The following is a 24,673-nucleotide window of genomic DNA, read 5'->3' as shown; positions in this document are numbered from 1 at the left end:
ATTTGGTTTTTAGCTGGCCGATTGAACTGACTTTCCCATGGCGCGTTGTCGGGAGCCCCTGGCCTCCTCGGGCTCCAGATTCGAAAATATGCCGGTGAGCAGATCCGCCCATTTCCGCTGCCCGGCCTCACCGGAGATTTCATCGTTGCGGATTTCGATCATCGCGCAGGGCAACCCGCGCGAGCGTGCATGCCGTTCCAGCGTGAAATAGACGCGGTCGGCCGGCGAATAGGGCTCGTTGACACCGACGGTGATGCCGGCAAGCCGCTTGAGCGCCGATATCAGTGGCGACGCCAGCCGGCGATCCTCGTCATGGATGATGCCGATATGCCAGGGCCGGTCGCGGCCCTTGTAGACCGGTGTGAAGGAATGCACGGACACCAGCCGGGTCTCCTGGCCGCGCGCCAGCCGTTCCTCGACGATGCGTTCGATGGTGCCGTGAAATGGCTGCCATGACAGGGCGATCCGTGCCGCGCGCTGCTTTTCCGACAGGCCGGCATTGCCCGGTATGGATGTCGTCTCGCTGACCGGCGGCACGAGGTCCGGCGCGTCGAGCGGCCGGTTGCAGTCGATGACCAGGCGCGAAATGCGGGTTTCGACCAGCGTCGCATCGAGCGCTTGCGCCATGCGCGTTGCCACCGGCAGCGCGCCTGGATCCCAGGCGATGTGGCGGGACAGGTCTTCGGCGGCAAGGCCGAGCGTGCCGAATTCGGCGGGCAGGAAATTGGAGGCGTGGTCGCAAGTCAGCACGAAAGGGCTCGATCCGCCCGGGTTCGTGACCCTCACGGTATCGGGCGATGCAAGGCTGGCGGGCCGTGCTTTCTCCATAGTCTGTCGTCCCCGGGGAGCGCTGTATCGTATGTTACGTATTTTGCCTCATTGCGTCCCTATGGATGATTTCATACAGTTTACCAGGCTTTGTCAAATGCGATCTCATGGACCAGGCCAAGGGGTGGGGGAAAAGATGATTTCCAGCATTGCCGAACTGATAGCCGACCGCATCGGCACGATGCCGGCCGGCGAACGGCGCGCGGCGCAGACGCTGATCGCCAGCTATCCGATGATCGGCCTGAAGACGGTCGCCGAATTCTCGACTGCGGCCGGCGTCTCCTCGCCGACGATCCTGCGCTTCGTGGCCCGGCTCGGCTTCCAGAACTATCCGGAGTTCCAGTCGAGCCTGCAGGACGAATTGGCGGCGCAGCTGCAGTCGCCGGCAATACGAACGCTCAACCCGCCCTCGCCCGGCGGCGGCACGGTCTCGCCGATGCTGGAAGCGACGCTCGACAATATGCGCGAGACCTTCCGCCACCTCTCCGACAAGCAGCTGGCGGACATCGCGGCACGGCTTGCCGACCGGCGTGGCAAGACATTCCTCATCGGCGGACGCTTCACCGATCCGCTGGCGCGCTACATGGCCGCCCACCTTGCCGTCATCCAGCCCGACGTCTTTCACCTCGCCGGCCAGGAGAGCATGTGGCGCGACCGGCTGATCGACATGGGCAAGCGCGACGTTCTGGTGATCTTCGACATCCGGCGCTACCAGGACAGCCTCGTCCGCTTCGCCGAAAAGGCGCATCAGCGCGGCGTCCAGATCGTGCTGTTCACCGACCAGTGGCTGTCGCCGATCGCCCGGTTTGCCCGCCACGTCATCGTCGGACGAACCGCGGTGCCTTCCGCCTGGGATTCCTCGGCCGCGCTCTTCGTCGTCGCCGAAACGCTGATCGGCGCCGTCACCAGACAGCTCGAGGCCGACGGCGCCCGGCGCATCCGCGAGATGGAAGGTCTGCGTTAGCAAGGTCACCGGCCAATCGCATCCGCTCCAGGCGGGCATCTCGAGTTCATGTTACCGAGATTTAATGTGCACGATTGCGTGATAATTGCCATAAACCGCTGATACCGGGATGTGGCGTGGCCGGTTTTCGCCGCCAGCCCGTATCGTCGCTGCATCCGCTTCCGTCTGGAACCGGCAGGCGATTCTTGCCGCTGGAGTGTCGATGCCGAGCTGGAAACAGATTGTCCTTGCGTTTGTGATCGTGGTCGCGGCAGCGGCAGTGTGGGCGCGCTTCTACCCCGGCGCTCCTCAAGTGCTGGCGCGTTGGGGCATCGACTGGGCTTATGGCGCGACACCTTCGGCGCAGGACACTGCGGCGGCTGGCTCCCGGCAGGCGGGGCGCAACGGCCTCCGGATTGCCACCATCGTTGCATCGCCGGCCGCCTCGGCTGTCATCAACGACCGCCTGCAGGCGATCGGCACCGGCCGCGCCAACGCTTCGGTGACCGTCAATCCCTACAGTTCCGGCCGCCTTGCAGAATTGCTGGTCGAATCCGGCGGCCATATCGACAAGGGACAGATGATCGCGACGCTCGATTCCGAGACCGAGATCATCGCACAGAACCGCGCCAAGCTCGCCTTGCAGGATGCGCAGTCCAAGCTCGACCGCGTCAAATCGCTGCGCGCTTCCAATGCCGCGACGCCGGTCGCCGTCGCTGATGCAGAGGTGATTCTGGCGGGCGCCAAGCTGGCGCTGCAGGACGCCGAGCTTGCGCTGCAGCGCCGCTCCATTTTGGCGCCAATATCAGGCACCGTCGGCATCCTGCCGATCTCGGCCGGCAACTACGTGACAAACCAGTCGGCCATCGCCACGCTCGACGACCGCTCCTCGATCCTGGTTGATTTCCAGGTGCCCGAGCGCTTCGCCGCCGCCGTCAAGGTCGGCGCGCAACTGACGGCGACGCCGATCGCCAATCCGAGCAGCGCCTATACCGGCACGGTTTCGGCCATCGACAACCACATCGACGAGAAGAGCCGCACGCTGCTGGTCAAGGCCAAGATCGCCAATCCCGCCGATTCGCTGCGCGCCGGAATGTCATTCTCCATCACCATGAAATTCCCTGGCGAGACCTATCCGGCCGTTAGCCCGCTGGCGATCCTGTGGGGCTCGGACGGCGCCTATGTCTGGCAGATCGAGGACGGCAAGGCCAAGCGCGTGCCGGTGCGCATCATCCAGCGCAACACCGAGACCGTGCTGATCGATGCCGAGATCGACAGCGGCGACATGGTGGTCACCGAAGGCACGCAGAGCGTCAGCGAGGGCGGCGAGGTCCGCATCGCCGGCCAGGAGCAGCGCGCCGCCGACACCGCCGAAGGCTCATGACCGGACCCGTCAACGCCGCCGGCGATACCGGCTTCACCGCGCTGTTCATCCGCAGGCCGGTCATGGCCTTCGTGCTCAACGTCCTCATCGCGGTTGCCGGCCTCGCCGCCTTCTACGGCGTCGAGATCCGCGAACTTCCGGACGTCGACCGCGCCGTGGTCACCGTTTCCACCACCTTCCAGGGCGCCGCGGCCGAAACCGTCGACCGCGAGCTCACCGACACGATCGAAGGTGCCGTCGCCCGCGTCTCCGGCGTCAAGTCGATCTCGTCTTCCTCCTCGTTCGGCCAGAGCCGCGTCACCATCGAATTCAACGACGGCGTCGACCTCAACGTCGCGGCCTCCGACGTGCGCGATGCCGTCGGCCGCGTCGCCAACCAGATACCGGACACCGCCGATCCGCCGCGCATCGTCAAGGCCGATGCCAATTCCGATGCGGTGATGCGGCTTGCTGTGACGTCCGACAACATGTCGGTCCAGGACATGACCGTGGTGGTGCAGGATCAGATCGAGGACGAACTGGCAGCCGTGCCCGGCGTCGCCGACGTCCAGGTCTATGGCGACCGCGACAAGATCTTCCGCATCGACGTCGACCAGAACAAGCTCGCCAGCCTCGGCTTCACCGTCGCCGACCTCCGGACAGCCCTGGCGTCGGTCGCCTTCGATTCCCCTGCCGGATCGATCACCACGACCAACCAGGACCTGATCGTCCGCACCACGGCGGACGTGACCACGCCCGAGGAATTCGAAAACATCATCATCGGCGGCACGACGCGCATCCGCGATGTCGCCACCGTCACGCTCGGCCCCGATGTCGGCCAGACCACGCTGCGTTCCGATGGCAAGACCGGCATCGGCATGGGCATCATCCGCCAGGCGGAATCGAACACTTTGGACATCTCGACCGGCGTTCAGGCCGCTGTCGCCAAGCTGCAGGAAAACCTGCCCAAGGGCATGGCGATCAAGATCACCAGCGACGACGCCGTCTTCGTCAAGGGCGCGGTCCACGAGGTCGAGATCGCGCTCGGCCTGTCGGTGACCATGGTGCTGATCGTCATCTACATCTTCCTGCTCGACTGGCGCGCCACGCTCATCCCCGGCCTGTCGATGCCGGTCGCCATGATCGGCACCATCGCCGCCATCTATCTGGCTGGCTTCTCGGTCAACATCCTGACGCTGCTCGCCATGGTGCTGGCGACGGGCCTTGTCGTCGACGACGCCATAGTTGTGCTTGAAAACATCGTGCGACGGCGCAACGAAGGCATGGGGCCGCGTGCGGCCGCCGTGCTCGGCGCGCAGGAAGTGTTTTTTGCCGTCGTTGCCACGACGCTGACACTGGTCGCCGTCTTCGTGCCGATCTCCTTCCTGCCCGGCCAGACCGGCGGCCTGTTCCGCGAATTCGGCTTCGTGCTTGCCATGTCGGTGCTGCTGTCCTGCGTGGTGGCGCTGACGCTTTGCCCGATGCTCGCCTCGCGCATGCTGACCGGCGCCTCACTTCACCACGAGGGCGGCCACGGCTTCGGCGCCCGTATCGGCGGCGTGTTGAATACCGCCTACAGGCGCACCCTGCACGCTTGCCTCGATGCGCCCTGGATCGTGGTCCTGGTCGCGGTGCTGTTTGCCGGCACTGCCTTCACCCTGTTCGGCACCATCCGCCAGGAACTGACGCCGACCGAGGACCGCGCGGCCGTGCTGTTGCGCATCAATGCGCCGCAAGGCGTCAGCCTCGACTACACGACGCAGCAGATGCAGAAGATCGAGAAGCTGATCCAGCCGATGCGCGATTCCGGCGAGATCCGCTCGACCTTCGAGAATGCCGGCCAGAACGGCTCCTACAATTCCGGCTTCATGGTGATGACGCTGGCGCCCTGGAACGAGCGCAGCCGCAGCCAGCAGGAGATCATGGCCGAGATCAGCCAGCTGACCAGGCAGGTGCCGAGCGTGCGCATCTTCCCGGTGCAGCCCAACAGCCTCGGCATCCGCGGCGCCGGCAACGGCCTGCAATTCGCGCTGGTCGGCAACGACCGCAAGGCGCTCGGCGACGCGGCGGTGAAGATCATCGCCGAGATGCAGAAGGACCCGCGCTTCCAGACGCCGCGCCTGTCGATCGACCCGACGCAGCCGCAGCTGGCCGTCGCCATCGATCGCGAGCGCGCCTCAGACCTCGGCATCGACATCACGGGGCTGGCCAACACCATGCAGGCCATGCTCGACGGCAACGATGTCGTCGACGTCTACATCGCCGACCGCAGCTATGGCGTGAAACTGGTCTCGACCACCAATCCGATCAACGATCCGACCGATCTGGAAAACGTCTTCCTGAAGACGGGAGACGGCCGCTTCGTGCCGATGTCGACCATAGCCACGCTGACCGAACGCGCCGTGCCGCCATCGCTGTCTCGCGAACAGCAGCAGCCATCGGTGGCCATCACCTCCAACCTCTCGGGCAATTTCGCGCTTGGCGACGCGCTGAGCCGCGCCGAGGAGATCGCCACGCCGCTCTTGCCGCCGGGCAGCCGCATCCTGCCGCTGGCCGAAGCCGCCACGCTGGGCGAAACCAACAGCGCCATGGTCACCATCTTCGGCTTCGCGCTGGTCATCATCCTCCTGGTGCTGGCCGCCCAGTTCGAAAGCTTCGTCAGCGCCGTCATCATCATGGCGACCGTGCCGCTCGGCCTGGCCTGCGCGATCTTCGCCTTGCTGCTGTCGGGCACCAGCCTCAACGCCTACAGCCAGATCGGCCTGGTGCTGCTGGTCGGCGTGATGGCGAAGAACGGCATCCTGATCGTCGAGTTCGCCAACCAGCTGCGCGATCGCGGGCTCGGCGTGCGCGAGGCGATCGAGCAGGCTTCGACCATCCGCCTGCGGCCGGTGATGATGACGATGATCTGCACCATACTTGGCGGCGTGCCGCTGGTGCTGGCGGCGGGCGCGGGTGCCGAGGCACGCGTGGCGCTCGGCTGGGTCATCGTCGGCGGGCTGGGGCTGGCCACCGTCTCGACACTGTTCCTGACGCCGGTCGCCTATCTCCTGCTTGGCCGCTTCGTCACACCGAAGACCCACGAGGAAACACGCCTGAAGCGCGAGCTCGAGGAAGCCGCTTACGTCGGTGCGGAGCGGGCGCAGTAGCCGTTACTTCAGCAACCGGCCTTCGATCGACCAGCGCGCGGCAAGGAAATTCAGCACCGCCGCCACGATGACACCGCCGATCTTTGCCGGCCACACGCCTGCGATGCCGGCGAACAGCGCGATCGACAGGCTGGAGACGCCGAGCGAAATCAATGCCCCAAGCGAGACGAAACGCACGAAGGCGTCATGCAGCCGGATGGCCTGGTTGCGCTCGAACGACCAGAAGCCGTTGGCCAAGAAAGAGAAGATGACGGCGATCGACCATGAGACGACATTGGCCGGCAGCGGCGGGACATGCAGCTTGAGCAGCAGAAAAAAGCCGGCAAGGTCGATGGCCGTGTTCGCCAGTCCGACAGTGGCAAAGCGCACGATCTTGCTGCCGGTCGAACGCCGGGGCTGGTCGGCGCCGCTCATCCCTTGCCGTCCATGATCTCGACGCCGGCGCGTGCGAGGCTCGCACCGAACGCGTCGGAGGCCAGCACCGCGTATTCCACCTCGCGCACGCCTTGCATCGGGTCGCGCGCCCGCAGCGTCTCGTCAACATGGCCGGGATGGCACATGAACAGGCCTCGTTCCGGCAGCGCCTCGAGGGCGGCCTGCAGAACCGGCGCGAACCGTTCGGGCTGCCGCCAGTCATAGATGCCGGCGAGCGGCTCGAAAAGGGTAAAGCCGGCGCGTGCCATCGACCGGTTGAAGCCGGCGGCCACGGCGGCGATTGCCGCGACCTTCGGCGCGACGACGGCATCGCCCAGCGCCGGAGCGCCACGCAGCGCCGGCCGGCCGCCGGCTTCGGGAAAACACCCCCGCAGCCATGTGCGCACGACGGGCAGGAAATGCACGTGCTGATGCCCGTCGATGAAGTCGGGCTGGCGGCCAAGCGCCTCGACGAAGCGGCTGTGCTGCGCGTCCAGCTCGGCATGGACATCGCGCTCATCAATGCTTGCGCGCAGCACCGGCAGCGCCAGCGAACGCAGCGGCGGCAGCCGGCCTTCCGGCGCCAGGCTCGACCGGCCGGTGACGGCTGGCTGGTCGGTGAGGGTCAAGTGCAGCCCCACCGCTGCGCGGCCGCGCAGCGGCTTTATGCGCGCCGCCGCATCACGCCATTCCGGAAAGCCGGTCATGCAACTGGTGCCGGTCAGGCGGCCGCGATCGAGCAGGTCGAGAATTCCGGCGGAAACGCCGGGCGCCAGGCCGTAATCGTCGGCGATCAGGCGGATGCGCCGCGTCATGCGCCGGACGCGCCTGGCGGCCTGTCCGAAACGCCGCGCACGACGTCGCGCACGATATAGACCGGGCGGTCCTTGCTTTCCGAAAGCGTGACCCAGACATATTCGCCGATCAGGCCGAGCAAGGTGAGGTTGAGGCCGCCGAGCAGGACGACGGCGACCATGAGGCTGGGATAGCCGGGGACGGCGATGCCGTAGAACAGCACCTCGAAGAACACCTTGGCTCCGTAGAGGATCCCCGCCAGCGCCGCCAGCATCCCGCTCAGGCTGATGATGCGCAGCGGAATGACGGAAAAGGACGTAAACCCTTCCAGCGAGAAGGCGATCAGGTTGAGCCGGCTCCATTTCGACTTGCCGGTGACACGGTTTTCCGGCGAATAGCTTATGGCCTTCTGGCGGAAGCCGGCCCAGGCGAACAGGCCCTTGTTGAAGCGCCTTTTGTCACGCAGGCTGGTCAGTGCGCGTACCACGGCGCCACGCATGACGCGGAAGTCGCCGGCATTTTCTGGAATGTCGAAACGCTGGCTGCTGTTGATCAGACTGTAGAACAGCTTCGCCAGCTGGCTGCGCCGCCAACTGGCCTCGCGGCGGTCGTTCTGTGCGTAGACGACGTCGATATCCAGATTTTCCACCAGTTCGGCGATCATCTTCAGGCTGATGTCCATCGAATGCTGGAGATCGGCGTCCATGACCAGCGCCATGTCGCCGCGCGACTGGTCGAGGCCGGCGAGCACCGCGACCTCCTTGCCGAAATTGCGGCTGAGCCGGACGATCTCCCAGGAACCCGACAGCGCCTGAGAAAACCGCTCGGCGCCGTCGTCGCGGCTGCCGTCGTCCACCAGAATCTTGTGGACTTCCATGCCGAAACGCTGCGACACTTCGGCTTCGAGCTTGTCGAGCAATGCGGCAAAGGCCGATGCCGACTGGGCCTCGTTCAAGAACGGCGCGACGATATCGAGAACGGGCCGCGCCTCAGCCATTTGCGACAGGCCTTTCATTCATCACCTTGACTCCCCTCACCTTGCCTCGCGCCCTGGCCCAGAACCACCAGATCAGGGGACCTGCAATGAGGGTCACCGCGATCGGCCGGAACCAAGGGTACAGGAAATCATGGATGTGACGTTCGACGCCCGTCAATCCGGTCAGGAACAGCATCACGGACAGCACCGAAGCCAGGACACCACCCCGTTCCTCGCGCCACAACAAGGCGATAGCGAGACCGGCCGGCACGGCGATCATGGCATAGGTGTTGGGCTCGACGCGCGGGTTGAAGACGCACATGTAGAAGGTCGCCGCCAGGAAGATGACGAGACCAGCCGTCCCGCGTTCGAGCTTGCGATCGAACCAGATGACGAATGAAAGCGTGAACAAGGCCATGACGATGCGCACGATCGTGGCGCCGAATTCCGGGAGGGGCAAGCCGATTGTCGTGAAGGGCGCCGTGAAGTCGGTGGGAACAAAGTGGCTGGTATTGTCGACAGCCATCGAGGTCAGCATCCCGCCAAAGACACGATACTGGTCGTTGAGATAGCTCGCGGGAGCGAACGCATAGGGCAAGGCGAGCACGAACAGCACCGCCAGCACCAGCACCGGTATCAGCCGCAGGCGCAGGGCACCGACCAGCAAAAGCATGATGATCGCGGTCGGCTTGGCGATGATGGCGACCGAAGCCCAGAAGAAGGTTTCGGCACGCCGCCCTTCGAGCGCCGACAAGGTGAGAAGCCAGCAGGCGCCGGTCAGTAGGATCGTCGCCTGGCCGTTGCGGATCGCCCCCAGCGCCATCGGCAAGGCAAGGAACAGGCCGTAGGAAAGCAGCCATGGCAATTCCCCGCCGCCGAGCCTGCGCACCTGCCGCATCGCGGCGTAGGTCAGCACCGCGAAACCGATGATATGCCACGCCAGTCCACCCAGATGCGGTCCGAGCTCGAGTATGGGAACATAGAGCGCGGCAAAGGCCGGGGCGTAGAGATATCCCATCTCGGACTGGATATCGTAGAGCGGCCGGCCGGCCAGGAATTCCTGACTGCCGTATCTGTAGGCCTGCAACACCGAACGCGTGTCGGGCGACCACAGGATCATGGCAAGGACGACCAGGAACGCTCCCATCCACAGGCCAAGTCCCAGACGGTCGAAAACCGGCTTGGAAATCGTCATCAAAGGCACCCCACACATTCCGGAACAAGCCCTTGCCCGCACCGTCCGGCATTTCGATGGCGGCATATCACGGACAAAGCGAAGTGGCATAGGGGCTGAAAGACGCGGCCATCATCTCCGCGGGCCGCCGCGGATGGTTGGACGCCGCGGCTTCTGACCGGGAAGAACCTCTGAACGGCCTCGTATTCGCGTCTCTGGAGTTGCTTCGAACAGCATCAAGGCCGAATGAAAACCTTGCCGTTGGGCTTGGCCAGTTCCGCCGGCACCCGCGCGATCGCCTCGGCGAGCGGCACGACAGCCGTGACATCGGTCGACCAGCGTCCGTCGGAAAAGCGCTTCTGCGCTTCCAGGATCGCTGGACCGCGCCGCTCCTTGAATTGCCGCATCCATTCGCTCAGCCAGAAGCCCTCGATATGCTTGTGTTGGAAGATCAGTTGGCCGGGTTCGCGGATGATGGTGGCGTCGGCATCGAGCCGTCCATAGATGATCCAGCGCGAGCGCTTCGGCATGGCGTTGAAGATGGCCGAAGCCAGCGGCCCGGTGACCGCATCGAGGAAGATGCGCGGTTGCTCCGCCTTCATCACCTCGCGCAGCGTGGCCTCGAAATCCGGCGCCTTCTCGTTGAGCACATGGGCAGCGCCGATCTCCTTCAGCAGCGCGATCTGCTCATCGCGGCGCACGGTGACGATAGGCCGGAACCCTTCCTCCTTGGCCAGGCCGATGATCAGCTTGCAAAGCTGGCTGGCGCCGGCGGTCATGACGAAGGCCTTTTCGCCCTCCTGCTTGACGATGTCGAACATGGCGATGGCGGTAATCGGATTGACGATCATCGCAGCGCCGTCCTCGTCGCGCACCGTCTCGAGCAGCGGAATGCAGGCCGCCGCTTCGGCGACGGCATATTCAGCCCACGAGCCCCAGTTGCTAAGGCCGGTGGCGAAGGCGACGCGCTTGCCGACGAGGCTTTTGGCATAGGGGTCGTCGCCGCCGGCAACGACCGTGCCGACGCCCTCGAAGCCGGCTGGCCGGCCCTTGACGCGCGGCTGGCCGTACTGACCCTTGATGAAGGCGACGTCGGATGGGTTGATCGAAGCCAGGCTGACCCTGATCAGCACCTGGCTCGGGCCCGGCGTAGGCACCGCGATGCGGCCCGGCTCGAGATAGGGCTCCATCGACGCGAGCGCGCTGCCGCTCGGCGTCTTGGTGTAGCCGTCGCCGACCAGGAGCAACGCCTTCATTTCGGAGGGAATGGTCATCGGTGACACTCCTTGTTGTTGGCAGAAGGCCCATGGCACGGTTGACCGAGCGCCTGCTCAGAGCTTCTCCTGCGTGTACTTCTTCAGCTCCGTCCGCGCCACTTGCCGGCGATGCACGGCGTCTGGCCCGTCGGCCAGGCGCAATGTCCTCAGATGCGTCCACGAGCGCGCCAGAGGCGTGTCCTGGCTGATGCCTTGCGCGCCGAACATCTGCACCGCCTCGTCGGTGATCCTCAGCGCGACGCGCGGCGCGATGACCTTGATCTGGCTGACCCAGGGGGCAGCGGCGCGCGCATCGCCCTGGTCGATCATCCAAGCCGCCTTGAGGCAGAGCAGCCGGGCCATCTCGATCTCCATGCGGCATTCGGCGATGATGTCGAAATTGGCGCCGAGTTTCGCCAGCTTCTGGCCGAAGGCCTCGCGGCGCACGGAGCGCTGGCACAGCATCTCCAGCGCCATCTCGGCCTGGCCGATGGCGCGCATGCAGTGATGGATGCGCCCGGGACCGAGCCGCCCTTGCGCGATCTCGAACCCCCTGCCCTCGCCGAGGATCAGGTTCGAGGCGGGCACACGCACATTGTCGAAGCGCAGGTGCATATGGCCATGCGGCGCGTCGTCGTCGCCATAGACCTGCATGGCCCGAGCCTTGGTCACGCCCTTTGTGTCCGAAGGCACTAGGATCATCGAATGGCGGCGGTGCTGCGGCTCGCCGTCGCCGCCGGTCCGCACCATGACGATGTAGATGGCGCAGCGTGGATCGCCGGCGCCCGAGGCCCACCATTTCTCGCCGTTGAGCACATAGTCGTCGCCCTGCCGCTCGCAGCGCATCGCAATGTTGGTGGCGTCGGACGAGGCGACATCCGGCTCGGTCATCAGATAGGCCGAGCGGATTTTTCCGTCCAAAAGCGGCTCAAGCCACTCCTTCTTGTGGTCGGCCGAGCCGTAGCGCTCCAGCACCTCCATATTGCCGGTGTCCGGCGCCGAGCAATTGAAGGTTTCGGCGCCGAGATGCGCCTTGCCCATTTCCTCGGCGAGATAGGCATATTCGACGGTGGACAGGCCATAGCCGCGTTCCGAGCCGGTCAGCCAGAAATTCCACAGGCCGCGCTCCCTTGCGGTCTTCTTCAGCCCTTCGAGGATTTCGCCCTGGCGTGGGCTGTAGACCCAGCGGTCGCCTGCCTTGCCCACTTCGCCCAAGAATTCCTTGTCGAGCGGCATGATCTCGTCACGCACCATGGCCGCGACGCGCGCGTGGATCGGCTTCAGCCGCTCGGTCATGCCGAGATTCATCTCCGTCATCGGTCGCTAACCCTTCATAGAGGCCCGGCAATTTACCCGTGGCAAGGATGACCGTACTTCGGATAGCCTTGTCAACGCGAACTCTTTGCCCAGGGCAGAGCGCGGAGGATTGGAATGGCCTATCTCGACGAGCTGTTTTCGGTGGCCGGCAAGACCGCGCTGGTGACGGGCGCGGCGACCGGCATCGGCCGCATGGCGGCGACAGCGCTGGTCAAGGCCGGCGCCAGCGTGATGATCGCTTCGCGCAAGGGCCAGGATTGCATCAGGGTCGCCGATGCGTTGAACGGACTTGGCGCCCCTGGCCGGGCCGAGGGCTTTGCCGGCGACGTCTCCAGCGAAGCCGGCATCGCCGCACTCGTCGCCGAGGTCAAGGCGCGGACCGCCAAGCTCGATATCCTGATCAACAATGCCGGCGTTTCCTGGGGCGCGCCGCTGGAGAGTTTTCCTTATTCGGCATGGGCCAAGGTGCTCGGCGTCAATGTCACCGCCGTCTTCCACCTGACCCGCGAGTTGCTGCCGCTGCTCGAGGCCGCGGCAAGCGACGCCGATCCGGCCCGGGTGATCAATCTGGGTTCGGTGATGGGGACGCAGCCGCTGGCCGACGACGCCTATTCCTACACGGCGTCCAAGGCCGCGGTGCATCACCTGACGCGTACGCTCGCACTCGAATTCGCCGCTCGCCGCATCACCGTCAACGCCTTCGCCCCCGGCCCTTTCCAGAGCCGCATGACGGCCTTTGCCACCGGTACGGATGAGCAGGCCAAACATGTCGGCAACCATGTTCCGATCGGCCGTATCGGCGCACCGGATGACATTGCCGGCGCAACGCTCTATTTGTGCAGCCGTGCAGGCAGCTATGTCACCGGCGCCATCCTGCCGATCGACGGCGGGCAGTCGGTGCAGCATGGATTGACCTTGTTCAAGGAATGACATTTTCCGGCCGTAGAAGCCGGAGGTGAACTGGAGGACATGAGCGTGGAACCGATCAGTCTCGATGTGCTTCTGGCCAGTGTCGGCAAGGAGGTTGGCGTTTCGCCGTGGCGGGTGGTGACGCAGCGCATGATCGACCAGTTCGCCGACGCCACCGACGACCACCAGTTCATCCACTGTGATCCCGAGCGGGCCAAGCGCGAGACGCCGTTCGGCGGCACCATCGCGCACGGCTTCCTGTCGCTGTCGCTGCTGTCGGCAATGACGTTCGAGACAATGCCGCCGCTGGAAAACAGCAAGATGGGCGTCAACCACGGCTTCGATTCGCTGCGCTTCCTGGCGCCGGTGAAGACCGGCGCGCGCATCCGCACCCGTTTCGTGCTGGCCGACGTCAAGGTGAGACCCTCGGGCTGGGTGCAGACGGCGCACGACGTGACGATCGAGATCGAGGGCTCGAAGAAACCGGCCCTGACCGCCCGCTGGCTGACGCTGACGCTGATCGAACGCCAGCCCGAGACCGCATGATCGACCCCAACGCGCTCGACCAGGCAGCGCTTGCGCCTTACCTCGAGGCGGAAATACCCGGCTTTTTCGGGCTTGCTTCAATCGAAAAATTCAAATCCGGCCAGTCCAACCCGACCTATCTCATCACGGCGGCCAGTGGCCGCTATGTGCTGCGCGCCAAGCCGCCGGGGCAGTTGCTGAAATCGGCGCATCAGGTCGACCGCGAATTCCGCGTGATGAAGGCCCTTTTCGGCACTGCCGTTCCGGTGCCCGAAATGCTGCATCTGTCGGCCGAGGACTCGCCGATCGGCCGCATGTTCTATGTCATGGATTTCCTCGACGGCCGTATCTTCTGGGATCCGGCATTGCCCGAGGCACGTGACAACGATGAACGCGCCGCCATCTACGACGCAATGAACGGCACGCTCGCGGCCCTGCACGATGTCGATGTCGACGCGGTGGGTCTCTCCGATTTCGGCCGGCCGGGCAACTATTTCGAACGGCAGCTGGCACGCTGGACCAGCCAGTACCGCGCCTCCGAAACCGCCATCATTGCCGACATGGACCGACTGATCGCCTGGCTGGAAACGCACCTGCCCGCCGATGACGGCCTGATATCGCTGGTGCATGGCGACTACCGGCTGGACAATCTGGTCTTCGCGCCGGGCCAGCCAAGGGTCATCGCGGTGCTCGACTGGGAGTTGTCGACGCTTGGCCACCCCTTTGCCGATATCGCCTATCAATGCATGCAATGGCGCCTGCCGCATGCTTCCGGCTTTCGCGGCCTCGGCGGCGTCGACCGCGCCGCGCTCGGCCTGCCTTCCGAGGAAGACTACGTCGCTGCCTACTGCCGGCAGCGCGGCCTCAGCGGCATCGGCAACTGGACCTTCTTCCTCGCCTTCTCCTTCTTCCGGTTGGCGGCGATCTGCCAGGGCGTCTACAAGCGCGCGCTGGACGGCAATGCCTCCAATCCCGAAAAGGCCAGGACCTATGGCGAGGCGGTGAAGCTGCTGTCGCATCTCGCCGCCAGACTGATCGACGGGCAGACATGACGGGGAGCCATTATGGGCCGCTTTGACGGGGCAACGGTGCTGATCACAGGCGCCGCCGGCGGCCTCGGCCGGGGTGCTGCGAAAGGCTTTGCCACCGAGGGCGCGCGGCTGGTGCTGTCGGACATCGACGAAAAGGCGCTCACCGATCTCGCCGCAACCTTGCCCGCCGAGACGGCGTTCCTGGCCGGCAACGTAGCGGACGAAAAATTGTCCGAGGACCTGGTCCGGCTGGCGGTCGAAAGATTCGGCAGGCTGGATGTCGCCATCAACAATGCCGGCATCGTCCAGAGTCTCGTGCGCCTGCCGCAGGTTCCGTCGGACGAGGCCCGCCGCGTGCTTGAGATCGACCTGCTTGGCGTCTTCTATGCCATGAAGCACCAGATCCCGCAGATGGAGCGCCAGTTCGGGGCGACGGCCAAGGGCGGCGCTATCGTCAATATCGCCTCGGTTGCCGGACTGGTCGGCGCGCCGAAACTCTCGGTCTATGCGGCCGCCAAGCATGGCGTCGTCGGGCTGACCAAATCGGCGGCCGCCGAATATGCCACCAAGGGTGTGCGCATCAACGCCATCTGCCCGGCCCACACAAGGACGGCAATGGTGGACAGTTTCGTGCGCGCCTCGGGTGCCCCGGAGGCAGAAGCGTTGGCCGAACTGACACGCGGCGTGCCTATGAAACGCGTGGCGGAGGTCGACGAAATCACCGCCGCCATCCTCTTCGCCGCCGACCCGGCCAACTCCTTCATGACCGGCCATGCGCTGGCCATAGACGGTGGCGTCGGGGCGATCTGATGCCTCCCGCTTGGGAACCTGCGGCGCCCTTGTCCGTTTCCGTACAGCGTATATAATTTAGCCCAGATACCGCCAACCCCAGACACCACCGAAAGGCACCGGACTTGCCGCTGAGCGTCCAGAAACGCCGCGAAAAACAGAAGGCCGAGCTGCGTTCCGAACTGGTCGAAGCCGCGCATAAGCTCGTTCAGGAAGAAGGCTATGAGGGCCTGACCATCCGCAAACTGGCCAAGCGGGTCGGCTATGCGCCGATGTCGGTCTATTCCTATTTCGCCGACAAGCAGGACATTCTGTTCGCGCTGGCCGAAGACGCCTTCGAAACGCTCGCCCGCCGCATCGAGGAGCATCCGTCCGACGATCCGATCGAGGCCTTGCAGGCGGTGATGACTGAATATGCCGCCTTCGGCCTCGGCAATCCCAATGAATACCGCACGGTTTTCATGACCGAAAAGACCAGGCCGCCGGAAGGTCGGAGTTTTCAAGAAATGCACGAGGCCAACCCGGCGATGAAGGTGCTGATCACGCGGGTCGAAGCCTGCGTCGCCGCCGGAAAACTGCAAGGCGATCCGCGCGCCATCGCCACCATGTTGTGGGCGGTCGGCCACGGCACGATCTCGCTGCTGATCACCTTTCCCTTCTACCCCTTCGGCGACCCGCAGGCTTTCGTGAAACGCATGTGCGATTTCCAACTGGCCGCACTCAGCACCCAGAACGTGCCGCCATTGACCGACACACCGGTCAACTGCTGAACGACATCTCCTTCGTTTCCACGCTTCCTCGCCACCTTTCGAACCAAACCGAGGGCAAATTCTTGGTTAACAAAAAATTTATCGTACGCGTACGATCTTGACTTGAACTTCGCGATCGGCGGACGTATCTGTACGCAGCACCGTACATGTACGAAAGAAATTCACTCGTCGAAAAAGGAGACTGACGATGAAAAAGACACTCCTCACCCTCGCCGCCGTGCTGGCACTTTCCGGTTCGGCCTTCGCCGCCGGCACCACCCAGCCGGTCAAGCACCTGCCGGCCGCGACCTGCGTCGACACTAAGACCAATGTGAAGCTGGATTGCGCCTCGACCGGCTCGGTCGAGAAGAAGGGCGCCGCGGAAAATACTGCTGAAGGCAAGGGCCCGCGCCTTGGCATCAGCATCAATCCCTGGATCCTGCCGAGCGCCTTCTAAGATCGACCGCATACCCGCCCGGGGTTTCCCCGGGCATGGACGAGACTCACAGCCAGCCCAGGGTCTGCGCCTGAGGTCGTACGCAGCCAACCTTGCCGCTGAAGGCGGTGCTGAAGGCGCCAAGACTGCCAACCGCTGCGATGGCCGGATGTCAGCCGACCGAGATCGGCAGCCTGCTCGCCGAACTCTCGAAGGCGGCGTCGATAAGCTTCTGAATGTCGGCGGCGCGCCGAAAGGACGGGTCGCCATTCCGCCCGGCATCCAGCGCGTCGACAAAACGCCGGGCGTTGCGCTTGACATCCGGCAGGGCCAGCTCTCGCCAGAGCTGAACATCGACATCCTCTCCCAGGCACGCCGACAGCCGCGCTGCCTTGCCATCGGTCTCGACCTTGAGCGCTCCTTCGGTGCCGTGCAGCGTCAGCGACAGGTCATTGCCATGGCCGGTTGTGTAGCGGCTTGCAATGATCGTCGCCAGCGCGCCGGATGCCAGCCGTGCCGTCATCGCCACACTGTCATTGGCGTCCAGCACATAGTCGCCGATACGGTCGCCTTCGGCCTTCGGAAACGTCACCAGGTCGGCGTGCAGGCTGACAATATCCTGGGCCGCGCCATAGGTGGCGAAATCGAGGATGTGGATGCCGACATCGCCCAGAACCCCGGTCGAACCGTGCCGGGTCGACAGTCGCCACAGCCATTTGTCCTCGACGCGCCAATCGCCCCAGGATTTGCTGACCAGCCAGCTCTGCTTGTAGCTCGCCTCGACATGGCGCAATTCGCCGATCGCGCCCGCCAACACCAGACGCCGTGCTTCCTGGATCGCCGGTGAATTGCGGTAGGTGAGATTGACCATGTTGACGAGGCCGGCGGCCTCGGCCGCTTCGGTCATGGCAAGCGCATCGGCATGGTTCGGTGCCAGCGGCTTTTCGCAAAAGACATGTTTTCCCGCGGCAAGCAGCGCCAGCGTCGTCGCCTTGTGCACACCGTCCGGAGTGGCGTTGATGGCGGCGTCGAAATCGCCCCAGGCGATCGCCGCTTCAAGGCTCTCGAAAGAAGCGCCGATGTCGTTGGCAGCGGCAAACGCCGCGGCGCGGCCAGGCAGTTGATCGACGCAGGCGACGATGCTGCAACCAGGAACCTTTGCGAACTCTTCGATATGATGTCCGGCGATCCAGCCGGTGCCGAGCAAGAGCAGGCGATGCATCAGATCAGGTTCCCCATCAACTCAACCCCTTATCGCCATCGGCATGCAGGCGCAGGCCCTTCTGCACGATCTTCTCCTTGGCCTTATCCGTCGGCACGTTCGGCGCATTGGTGATGCCGGACCATGCGGGTGCCGGATTGTGCGCCCAGTGCACGGCATTGCGCAGCACCTGCTGCACGCCCTCATTGTGGTAGATCGGATAGGTCTCGTGGCCGGGTGAGAAATAGAAGATGCGGCCCGCGCCACGCTGGTAGGTCAGCCCGGAACGGAACACCTCGCCGCCCTCGTACCAGGAGACGAAGACCGTCTCCAGCGGCTCCGGCACCGCGAAGGGCTCGCCATACATTTCCGTCTCGCCGATCTCCAAGCATTCGCCGATGCCTTGCGCGATCGGGTGACCACGGTTGATCGCCCAGACACGCTCGCGCTCGCCCGCCTCGCGCCATTTCAGCGAACAGGGCGTGCCCATCAGCCGCTTGAAGATTTTCGAGTAATGGCCGGAATGCAGCACGATCAGCCCCATGCCTTCCCAAACCCGCTTCTGCACGCGCTCGACGATCTCGTCCTTGACCTCGCCATGCGCGGCATGGCCCCACCACAAAAGCACGTCGGTGGCGGCCAGGCGCTTCTCGCTCAGCCCGTGCTCCGGCTCCTGCAAGGTGGCGGTGGTTGCCTCGATGCCCTTGTCCTGGTTGAGCGCCGCGGCAATGGTGCCATGCATGGTCAACGGATAGAGGTCACGCACGGCGGCATTGGTCTGTTCATGGACGTTCTCGCCCCAGACAACAGCTTTTATCGGCATTTTTCCTCCTCCAAAGCGCTTTGAATATCCCAACTGGCGATGCCTTGGAAAGATGCCTGTCGACCAAAATTGCTGAAAATCAGGGCTTGCGGGTTTTTCGACCAGAAACGGCCTTGGCCTTGCCCGGCTTGGCGGGCGCGCCGGGGATCGCCGAACTGGTGATGGACACAGGATCGCTGGCCGGGAACGTGTCCTCCAAGCCTTCCTCGAGTTCCTCTTCGGCGTCGGCCTCGCGATGCCGCTCATGTTCAAGCGAGCGGACCGCGTCGGTTTTGGCATTCGACTGCGGCGATTTCGGCGCGGACTTCGACGGCATCGACACTTCTCCCTCGACCTGTTGCCGCACAACGAACGCGGGCGGCAAAACGTTCCGGGTCAGCCAGCCGCGTCGCGGGCTCCCTCGGACAGGAAAGTAAAGACATAGTCCGAGAACGAACGCCAGCACTCGACCCGGAAGGCATCGTCCGACGTGCGCAACAGCACGATCTCGGCCTTGCCGAGGATGGTGCGCGAAGCCGCGCCCGCCGGGAAGGCGTCGAGCGACAGGTCCTGCGGGCAGCCCGCATTGATCGTGGCTTCGGCCGCCGGACCGGCGACGGAGATCGCGATGTTGCGGTGTGAGATGCCGACAGCCGAATGAAGCGCGGCGACCGTCGCACAGTCGGCGAGCGGATCGTTTCCGCCTTCGTCGATGACAAGCCACTCGTCGGGGCCGAGCCACAAAGCGGTGCGCCCGCCCTTCGACGCGGAAGTCTTCGGCTTCTTCGGCAAGGTCAGGCCAAGCGCCTTCGACAGCGCCGCGACCGAAGCCTCCGGCGCGCGCAACGAGATGCGCTCGGCTGGCGGCAGCACTTCAACCTTCACGCCCGTCGCTGTCGTACTGCGTCCAGCCAATGCCGGACGGCGGTCGACCGAAGGCGATGCGGCCGCAGCCGTCTTCTTTGCAGCAGCCTTAGCCATTGAGGCGGCCTCCCGTCTCGTCGAAGAACACCATGCCGGTAACCTCCACTTCGATCACCCCGTTCGGCATCGGCACGTAGAGCGTATCGCCCATCCGGTCGCGGCCGCCGGCAACCAGCGCCAGCGCGATCGAACGGCCGCAATTCTGCGACCAGTAGCTGGACGTCACGTGGCCGATCATCTTCATCGGGATTGCCTGCTTCGGATCCTCGACGATCTGCGCGCCTTCCTCCAGCACCACCTTCGGGTCCTTGGTCTTGAGGCCGACCAGTTGCTTGCGGCCCTTGGCGACCAGGTCCGGCCGCGCCATGCCGCGGATGCCGACGAAGTCGGTCTTCTTCTTGCCGACCGCCCAGTCGAGACCGGCATCGTTCGGCGTCACCGTGCCATCCGTGTCCTGGCCGACGATGATGTAGCCCTTCTCGGCGCGCAGCACGTGCATGGACTCCGTGCCGTAAGCGGTGGCGCCGTGCTTCTGGCCTTCCGCCCACAGCGCTTCCCAGACGGCCTGGCCGTAATCGGCCGGCACATTGACCTCGAAGCCGCGCTCGCCGGTGAACGACATGCGGAACAGCCTTGTCGGCACGCCGCAGATCTTGCCTTCGCGCACCGACATGTGCGGCAGCGCCTCGTCGGACATGTCGATGCCTTCGACCAGCGGCGCGATGATGTCGCGCGATTTCGGCCCCTGCACCGCGATGACCGCCCACTGTTCGGTGATCGAGGTCAGCCAGACATTCAGATGCGGGAACTCGGTCTGGAGATAGTCTTCCATGTGGTTCATGACGCGCGGCGCACCGCCGGTCGTCGTCGTCACATGGAAACGGTCCGGCGCCAGCCGGCCGACGACGCCGTCATCGTAGATGAAGCCGTCCTCGCGCAGCATGATGCCGTAGCGGCAGCGACCGGGCTCGAGCTTCTCCCACGGATTGGTGTAGAGCAGTTCCATGAACTTGGCCGCATCCGGCCCGACCACTTCGATCTTGCCGAGCGTCGAGGCGTCGAACAGGCCGGCGGTCGTGCGGACCGCGACGCATTCGCGGTCGACCGCGGCATGCATGTCCTCGCCAGCTTTCGGGAAATACCAGGCACGCTTCCACTGGCCGACATCCTCGAAGACCGCGCCTTGCGCTTCGGCCCACGGATGCGTCGCCGTCTTGCGCGTCGGGTCGAACAGCGGCCCACGCGCATGGCTGACGATCGCGCCGAAGGTGACCGGCGTGTAGGGCGCGCGGAAGGTCGTCAGGCCGACCTCGGGGATCGGCTTGCCCAGCGTCTCCGCGGCGATCGCCAGGCCGTGCATGTTGGAGGTCTTGCCCTGGTCGGTCGCCATGCCGTTGGTGGTGAAGCGCTTGACGTGCTCGATGGAGCGCATGCCCTCATGCACCGCCTGGCGGATGTCCTTGGCGGTAACGTCGTTCTGGAAGTCGACGAAGGCCTTCACCGTCGTGTCCGGGCCGGCGCCGGGCGCGGCGCCCAGCATGCCGCGCGACCAGCTTTCCGAGGCGTCGACCTTCGGCTTGGCGCCCTTGGCGGTTTTCGCACCGGCATCCTTGGCCGCCTTGGCCCCGGCCGCATAGGCCTCGTCCACCGTCGCCGACAAGCCATCCGTGCCGTTGCAGGCGCCGACGGAGACGCAATCCTGCGCATAGGTGCCGGGCACGAAGCGCTTGGTCTCGTCGTTGAAGGCGACCTTGCCGCGCGACTGCGAGAACAGATGCACCGACGGTGTCCAGCCGGCCGACATCAGGATCGCATCGACGGAAATGGTGCGCTCGCCGCCGCCATTCTTCGGCTGCACGGTCATCGAGGACACGCGCAATTTGCCGCCGGCACGGATCACCGCGCGGCCGAAATTGATCTCGATGCCGAGCGCCCGCGCCTCGTCGATCACCGGACCGGTCGGGTTGTCGCGCAGATCGACGATCGCCGCGATGTTGACGCCGGCCTTTTTCAGATCGATCGCCGCGGCGTAAGCCGAGTCATTGGCCGTGTAGACGCCGATATTCCTGCCGACCGCCACGCCATATTGGTTGAGGAAGGTGCGCGCCGCGCCCGCCAGCATGATGCCCGGCCGATCGTTGTTGGCGAACACCATGTGGCGTTCGATGGCGCCCGAAGCCAGCACGACGCGCTTGGCCCGCACCTGCCACAGCCGCTCGCGCGGCAAATCATGGCCGGGAGCCTTCAGGTGATCGCTGACGCGCTCGACCAGGCCGACGAAATTCTGCGCGTAATAGCCGAAAGCCGTCGTGCGCGGCAGCACGCGGACATTGTCCATCGCGCTCAGCCTGGCGATCGCCGCTTGCGCCCAGGCAAAACCGTCCTGGCCGTCGATCCTGGCACCCGTCTCGAAACGCAGGCTGCCGCCGAACTCGGCCTGCTCGTCGGCGAGGATGACGCGCACGCCGGTTTCCGCTGCCGCCAAGGCCGCCGCGAGCCCGGCCGCGCCGCCACCCAGCACCAGCACGTCGCAATGCGCGTAGCGCGACGAATAATGGTCGGGATCGGGTTTGTCGGGCGAAACGCCAAGGCCGGCGGCTTCACGGATCTTCGGCTCGTAAAAGCTTTTCCAGGCCGCCTTCGGCCACATGAAGGTCTTGTAGTAGAAGCCGGCCGAAAACATCGGCGACGCCAGGTCGTTGACCGCGCCGACGTCGAAGGACAGCGACGGCCAGCGGTTCTGCGAATTGGCGGCGAGCCCGTCATAGAGCTCCTGCACGGTGGCGCGCACATTCGGCGTCTTGCGCGCACCGTCGCGCACGATCTGCACCAATGCGTTCGGCTCTTCCGCACCGGCCGACAGGAAGCCGCGCGGCCGGTGGTATTTGAACGAGCGGCCGACCAGATGCACGCCATTGGCAAGCAGCGCGGAGGCCAGCGTGTCGCCCTCGATGCCGGTATAGGACTGGCCGTCGAAGCTGAACCGCGCGGTCTTGGCCTGGCTGAGGCGACCGGCTCTCGGGATGCGGAACGCGCCGCTCATTTGGCAACTCCGGGCAGCTTGGCGGGTTTGGGTTCGCCGGCCTTGTAGGTCATGACGAACTTGTCGGTGACGGTGTCGCGCACTGCGTTGAAGAAGCGCGCGCAGCCATGCATGTGCCGCCAGCGCTCATAGATGATGCCCTTGGGGTTGGAGCGGATGAAGAAGAACTTCTCGAAATCGTCGTCGCTCTCGCCAGCAATGTCGGTCGAGCGCGCAATATGCGCCTCGCCGGCGTTGCGGAATTCGAGTTCCGGGCGCTCTTCCTCGCAATAGGGGCAGCGGATGAGAAGCATTCTGTTTGTTCCTACAATTCGCCGTGGCCGACGCGGGCGCCGGGGGGTTGGTCGCAAAGTTTCTGGCCCATCGTCACGAACGGCGCGACGAGCCGCAGCCGCTCCTCGACGTCAGCGGAATCGCGAAACAGGGCGCGGTGGGCCATGTTGCCGAGCGTCAGCTGCACCGGGTCGGTCGTGACGATGACGCCACGCGGCTTGAAATCCTCGTCTTCATCCAGGTCCTTCGGCCGGCCTTCGAAGAACATCACCATTTTCTGGCCGCCACCCCAGACGCAGGCGAGCGTTCCCTCGTCGACCGAAAACGGCCATCCGGCCTCGTTGCCGGCGCGCGTGATCGGCTGCAGCCGCACCTCTTCAGCCGAAGGCAGGTGGAACATGCCTTGTTCCCCCGCCAGCATCAGCGGCATCGCGACAGCCATCTGCGCCATCATCAGTGCGCCACTGCCGCCGCCGCCGCCTCGTCGATCAGCCGGCCGGTGCGGAAGCGTTCGATGGTGAAGGGCGCATTGATCGGATGCGGATCGTCCCTGGCGATGGTGTGGGCAAAGACATGGCCCGAACCAGGCGTCGCCTTGAAGCCGCCCGTGCCCCAGCCGCAATTGACGTAGAGGCCGGGCACCGGCGTCTTGGCCAGGATCGGCGAGCGATCGGGCGTCACGTCGACGATGCCGCCCCACGAGCGCAACATCTTCATGCGCGTGAAGATCGGGAACATCTCGCAGATGGCGTCCAGCGTATGCTGCAATATGTGCAGGCCGCCGGTCTGCGAATAGGAGACATACTGGTCGGTGCCGGCGCCGATCACCAGCTCGCCCTTGTCGGACTGCGAGATATAGGCGTGCACCGTGTTGGACATGACCACACACGGCACCACCGGCTTGACCGGCTCCGACACCAGCGCCTGCAGCGGATAGCTTTCCAACGGCATGCGCACGCCGGCCATGTTCATGATGACCGAGGAATGGCCGGCGGCAACGACGCCGACCTTCTTGGCGCCGATGAAGCCGCGGGTCGTGTCGACGCCCATGACCGCGCCGTTGGCCGCGCGCTTGACGCCGGTGACCTCGCAATTCTGGATGATGTGAACGCCGCGCGCCGAAGCGCCGCGCGCATAGCCCCAGGCGACCGCGTCATGGCGCGCCGTGCCGCCGCGCCGCTGCAGCGCGGCACCGACGACCGGATAGCGCGCATCCCTGGAGATGTTGAGCGGCGGGCAGAATTCCTTCGCCTGCTCAGGCGACAGCCATTCATTGTCGATGCCGTTCAGCCGGTTGGCGTGGACATGGCGCTTCAGCACCTGGATGTCGTGCACATTGTGGGCCAGCATCATGACGCCGCGCGCCGAATACATGACGTTGTAGTTGAGCTCCTGGCTGAGCCCGTCCCACAGCTTCAGCGCATGATCGTAGATGCCGGCGCTTTCGTCATAGAGATAGTTGGAGCGGATGATGGTGGTGTTGCGGCCGGTGTTGCCGCCGCCGAGCCAGCCCTTTTCCAACACCGCGACATTGGTGATGCCGTGCACCGTAGCGAGATAGTAGGCGGTGGCCAGGCCATGGCCGCCGGCGCCGACGATGATGACGTCGTATTCCTTCTTGGGCTCCGGCGAGGACCATTGCTCCTCCCAACCCTTGTGGCCGCGCATGGCCTCGCGGGCGATGGCGAATACCGAATATTTTTTCAACGTCCCAGCCTCGCGCCAACAGATCTCGCGGATTGCAGCCGGGCTTTTGTTCGGCCCGGCGCGCGAGGT

24 protein-coding genes are annotated in these 24,673 nt (G+C 64.9%); 9 read left to right on the top strand and 15 right to left on the bottom strand.

Going from position 1 to position 24,673, the window contains the following annotated elements; all coding sequences use genetic code 11:
* Nucleotides 1-9 precede the first annotated feature (9 nt).
* Entirely contained in the window at nucleotides 10-828 is an 819-nt protein-coding gene (locus CK226_RS18135; protein ID WP_095792641.1) for an N-formylglutamate amidohydrolase, read from the bottom strand.
* Nucleotides 829-964: 136 nt separating this feature from the next.
* Between CK226_RS18135 and CK226_RS18130 the strand changes: the two genes are divergently transcribed.
* The 3 genes from CK226_RS18130 (at nucleotide 965) to CK226_RS18120 (ending at nucleotide 6,283) form a co-directional block, all read left to right on the top strand.
* Nucleotides 965-1,792, top strand: a complete 828-nt coding sequence (locus CK226_RS18130) for a MurR/RpiR family transcriptional regulator (RefSeq protein ID WP_095787019.1) — start codon at nucleotides 965-967, stop codon at nucleotides 1,790-1,792.
* 202 nt (nucleotides 1,793-1,994) lie between these two features.
* Nucleotides 1,995-3,155 carry an efflux RND transporter periplasmic adaptor subunit gene (locus CK226_RS18125; RefSeq protein ID WP_095792728.1) on the top strand — a complete coding sequence of 387 codons (1,161 nt, stop codon included), beginning with the start codon at nucleotides 1,995-1,997 and terminating at the stop codon, nucleotides 3,153-3,155.
* Nucleotides 3,152-6,283 carry an efflux RND transporter permease subunit gene (locus CK226_RS18120; protein WP_095792640.1) on the top strand — a complete coding sequence of 1,044 codons (3,132 nt, stop codon included), beginning with the start codon at nucleotides 3,152-3,154 and terminating at the stop codon, nucleotides 6,281-6,283. The genes CK226_RS18125 and CK226_RS18120 overlap by 4 nt, the downstream gene beginning before the upstream one ends.
* Nucleotides 6,284-6,286: 3 nt before the next feature.
* On the opposite strand, the gene CK226_RS18115 is transcribed toward CK226_RS18120, so the two are convergent.
* From CK226_RS18115 to CK226_RS18090, 6 genes are all read right to left on the bottom strand, one after another.
* Nucleotides 6,287-6,697 (bottom strand): GtrA family protein, encoded by a 411-nt coding sequence (locus CK226_RS18115; protein WP_095792639.1) that lies wholly within the window; start codon nucleotides 6,695-6,697, stop codon nucleotides 6,287-6,289.
* A complete protein-coding gene (locus CK226_RS18110; RefSeq protein WP_095787021.1) occupies nucleotides 6,694-7,512 on the bottom strand; it encodes a ChbG/HpnK family deacetylase in 819 nt (272 codons plus the stop codon). The genes CK226_RS18115 and CK226_RS18110 overlap by 4 nt, the downstream gene beginning before the upstream one ends.
* A complete protein-coding gene (locus CK226_RS18105) occupies nucleotides 7,509-8,489 on the bottom strand; it encodes a glycosyltransferase family 2 protein (protein WP_095792638.1) in 981 nt (326 codons plus the stop codon). The genes CK226_RS18110 and CK226_RS18105 overlap by 4 nt, the downstream gene beginning before the upstream one ends.
* Nucleotides 8,482-9,663, bottom strand: a complete 1,182-nt coding sequence (locus CK226_RS18100) for a glycosyltransferase family 87 protein (protein ID WP_095772559.1) — start codon at nucleotides 9,661-9,663, stop codon at nucleotides 8,482-8,484. Before CK226_RS18100 ends, CK226_RS18105 begins: the two co-directional genes overlap by 8 nt.
* Before the next feature lie 215 nt (nucleotides 9,664-9,878).
* Nucleotides 9,879-10,916 carry a zinc-binding dehydrogenase gene (locus tag CK226_RS18095; RefSeq protein WP_095792637.1) on the bottom strand — a complete coding sequence of 346 codons (1,038 nt, stop codon included), beginning with the start codon at nucleotides 10,914-10,916 and terminating at the stop codon, nucleotides 9,879-9,881.
* 57 nt (nucleotides 10,917-10,973) lie between these two features.
* Nucleotides 10,974-12,215, bottom strand: coding sequence for an acyl-CoA dehydrogenase family protein (locus CK226_RS18090; protein ID WP_095792636.1), 1,242 nt, complete (start codon nucleotides 12,213-12,215; stop codon nucleotides 10,974-10,976).
* A gap of 114 nt (nucleotides 12,216-12,329) precedes the next feature.
* Between CK226_RS18090 and CK226_RS18085 the strand changes: the two genes are divergently transcribed.
* The 6 genes from CK226_RS18085 to CK226_RS18060 all read left to right on the top strand — a co-directional run bounded on the left by CK226_RS18085 (nucleotide 12,330) and on the right by CK226_RS18060 (nucleotide 16,675).
* Complete coding sequence (locus CK226_RS18085) at nucleotides 12,330-13,145, top strand: SDR family oxidoreductase (protein WP_095792635.1); 816 nt, start codon at nucleotides 12,330-12,332, stop codon at nucleotides 13,143-13,145.
* A 39-nt stretch (nucleotides 13,146-13,184) separates the two neighbouring features.
* Nucleotides 13,185-13,670 (top strand): MaoC family dehydratase, encoded by a 486-nt coding sequence (locus tag CK226_RS18080; RefSeq protein ID WP_010911413.1) that lies wholly within the window; start codon nucleotides 13,185-13,187, stop codon nucleotides 13,668-13,670.
* On the top strand, nucleotides 13,667-14,701 hold the full coding sequence (locus tag CK226_RS18075) for a phosphotransferase (protein ID WP_095792634.1): 1,035 nt from the start codon (nucleotides 13,667-13,669) through the stop codon (nucleotides 14,699-14,701). Before CK226_RS18080 ends, CK226_RS18075 begins: the two co-directional genes overlap by 4 nt.
* A gap of 12 nt (nucleotides 14,702-14,713) precedes the next feature.
* On the top strand, nucleotides 14,714-15,490 hold the full coding sequence (locus CK226_RS18070) for an SDR family oxidoreductase (protein WP_095792633.1): 777 nt from the start codon (nucleotides 14,714-14,716) through the stop codon (nucleotides 15,488-15,490).
* 104 nt (nucleotides 15,491-15,594) lie between these two features.
* Nucleotides 15,595-16,239, top strand: a complete 645-nt coding sequence (locus tag CK226_RS18065; protein ID WP_095787029.1) for a TetR/AcrR family transcriptional regulator — start codon at nucleotides 15,595-15,597, stop codon at nucleotides 16,237-16,239.
* Between the two features lie 187 nt (nucleotides 16,240-16,426).
* On the top strand, nucleotides 16,427-16,675 hold the full coding sequence (locus tag CK226_RS18060; protein WP_095787030.1) for a DUF680 domain-containing protein: 249 nt from the start codon (nucleotides 16,427-16,429) through the stop codon (nucleotides 16,673-16,675).
* Nucleotides 16,676-16,826: 151 nt separating this feature from the next.
* Here the strand turns inward: CK226_RS18060 and CK226_RS18055 are convergent, their stop codons facing one another.
* The 8 genes from CK226_RS18055 to CK226_RS18020 all read right to left on the bottom strand — a co-directional run bounded on the left by CK226_RS18055 (nucleotide 16,827) and on the right by CK226_RS18020 (nucleotide 24,604).
* Nucleotides 16,827-17,876, bottom strand: a complete 1,050-nt coding sequence (locus CK226_RS18055) for a Gfo/Idh/MocA family oxidoreductase (RefSeq protein WP_095792632.1) — start codon at nucleotides 17,874-17,876, stop codon at nucleotides 16,827-16,829.
* A 16-nt stretch (nucleotides 17,877-17,892) separates the two neighbouring features.
* Nucleotides 17,893-18,678 carry a ThuA domain-containing protein gene (locus tag CK226_RS18050; RefSeq protein WP_095772550.1) on the bottom strand — a complete coding sequence of 262 codons (786 nt, stop codon included), beginning with the start codon at nucleotides 18,676-18,678 and terminating at the stop codon, nucleotides 17,893-17,895.
* Nucleotides 18,679-18,757: 79 nt separating this feature from the next.
* A complete protein-coding gene (locus CK226_RS18045; protein WP_095792631.1) occupies nucleotides 18,758-18,994 on the bottom strand; it encodes a hypothetical protein in 237 nt (78 codons plus the stop codon).
* Between the two features lie 59 nt (nucleotides 18,995-19,053).
* Entirely contained in the window at nucleotides 19,054-19,638 is a 585-nt protein-coding gene (locus CK226_RS18040; protein WP_095772548.1) for a sarcosine oxidase subunit gamma, read from the bottom strand.
* Entirely contained in the window at nucleotides 19,631-22,624 is a 2,994-nt protein-coding gene (locus CK226_RS18035; protein ID WP_095792630.1) for a sarcosine oxidase subunit alpha, read from the bottom strand. The genes CK226_RS18040 and CK226_RS18035 overlap by 8 nt, the downstream gene beginning before the upstream one ends.
* Entirely contained in the window at nucleotides 22,621-22,917 is a 297-nt protein-coding gene (locus CK226_RS18030; protein ID WP_095772546.1) for a sarcosine oxidase subunit delta, read from the bottom strand. The genes CK226_RS18035 and CK226_RS18030 overlap by 4 nt, the downstream gene beginning before the upstream one ends.
* An 11-nt stretch (nucleotides 22,918-22,928) precedes the next feature.
* Entirely contained in the window at nucleotides 22,929-23,351 is a 423-nt protein-coding gene (locus CK226_RS18025; protein WP_095792629.1) for a hypothetical protein, read from the bottom strand.
* On the bottom strand, nucleotides 23,351-24,604 hold the full coding sequence (locus CK226_RS18020; protein WP_032931625.1) for a sarcosine oxidase subunit beta: 1,254 nt from the start codon (nucleotides 24,602-24,604) through the stop codon (nucleotides 23,351-23,353). The genes CK226_RS18025 and CK226_RS18020 overlap by 1 nt, the downstream gene beginning before the upstream one ends.
* Nucleotides 24,605-24,673 lie beyond the last annotated feature (69 nt).

It is taken from the genome of Mesorhizobium sp. WSM4311 (genome assembly GCF_002295115.1).
GTDB lineage: Bacteria > Pseudomonadota > Alphaproteobacteria > Rhizobiales > Rhizobiaceae > Mesorhizobium.
The sequence above is the reverse complement of the archived record's forward strand: the minus strand, read 5'-3'. Positions and strand labels throughout refer to the sequence as shown.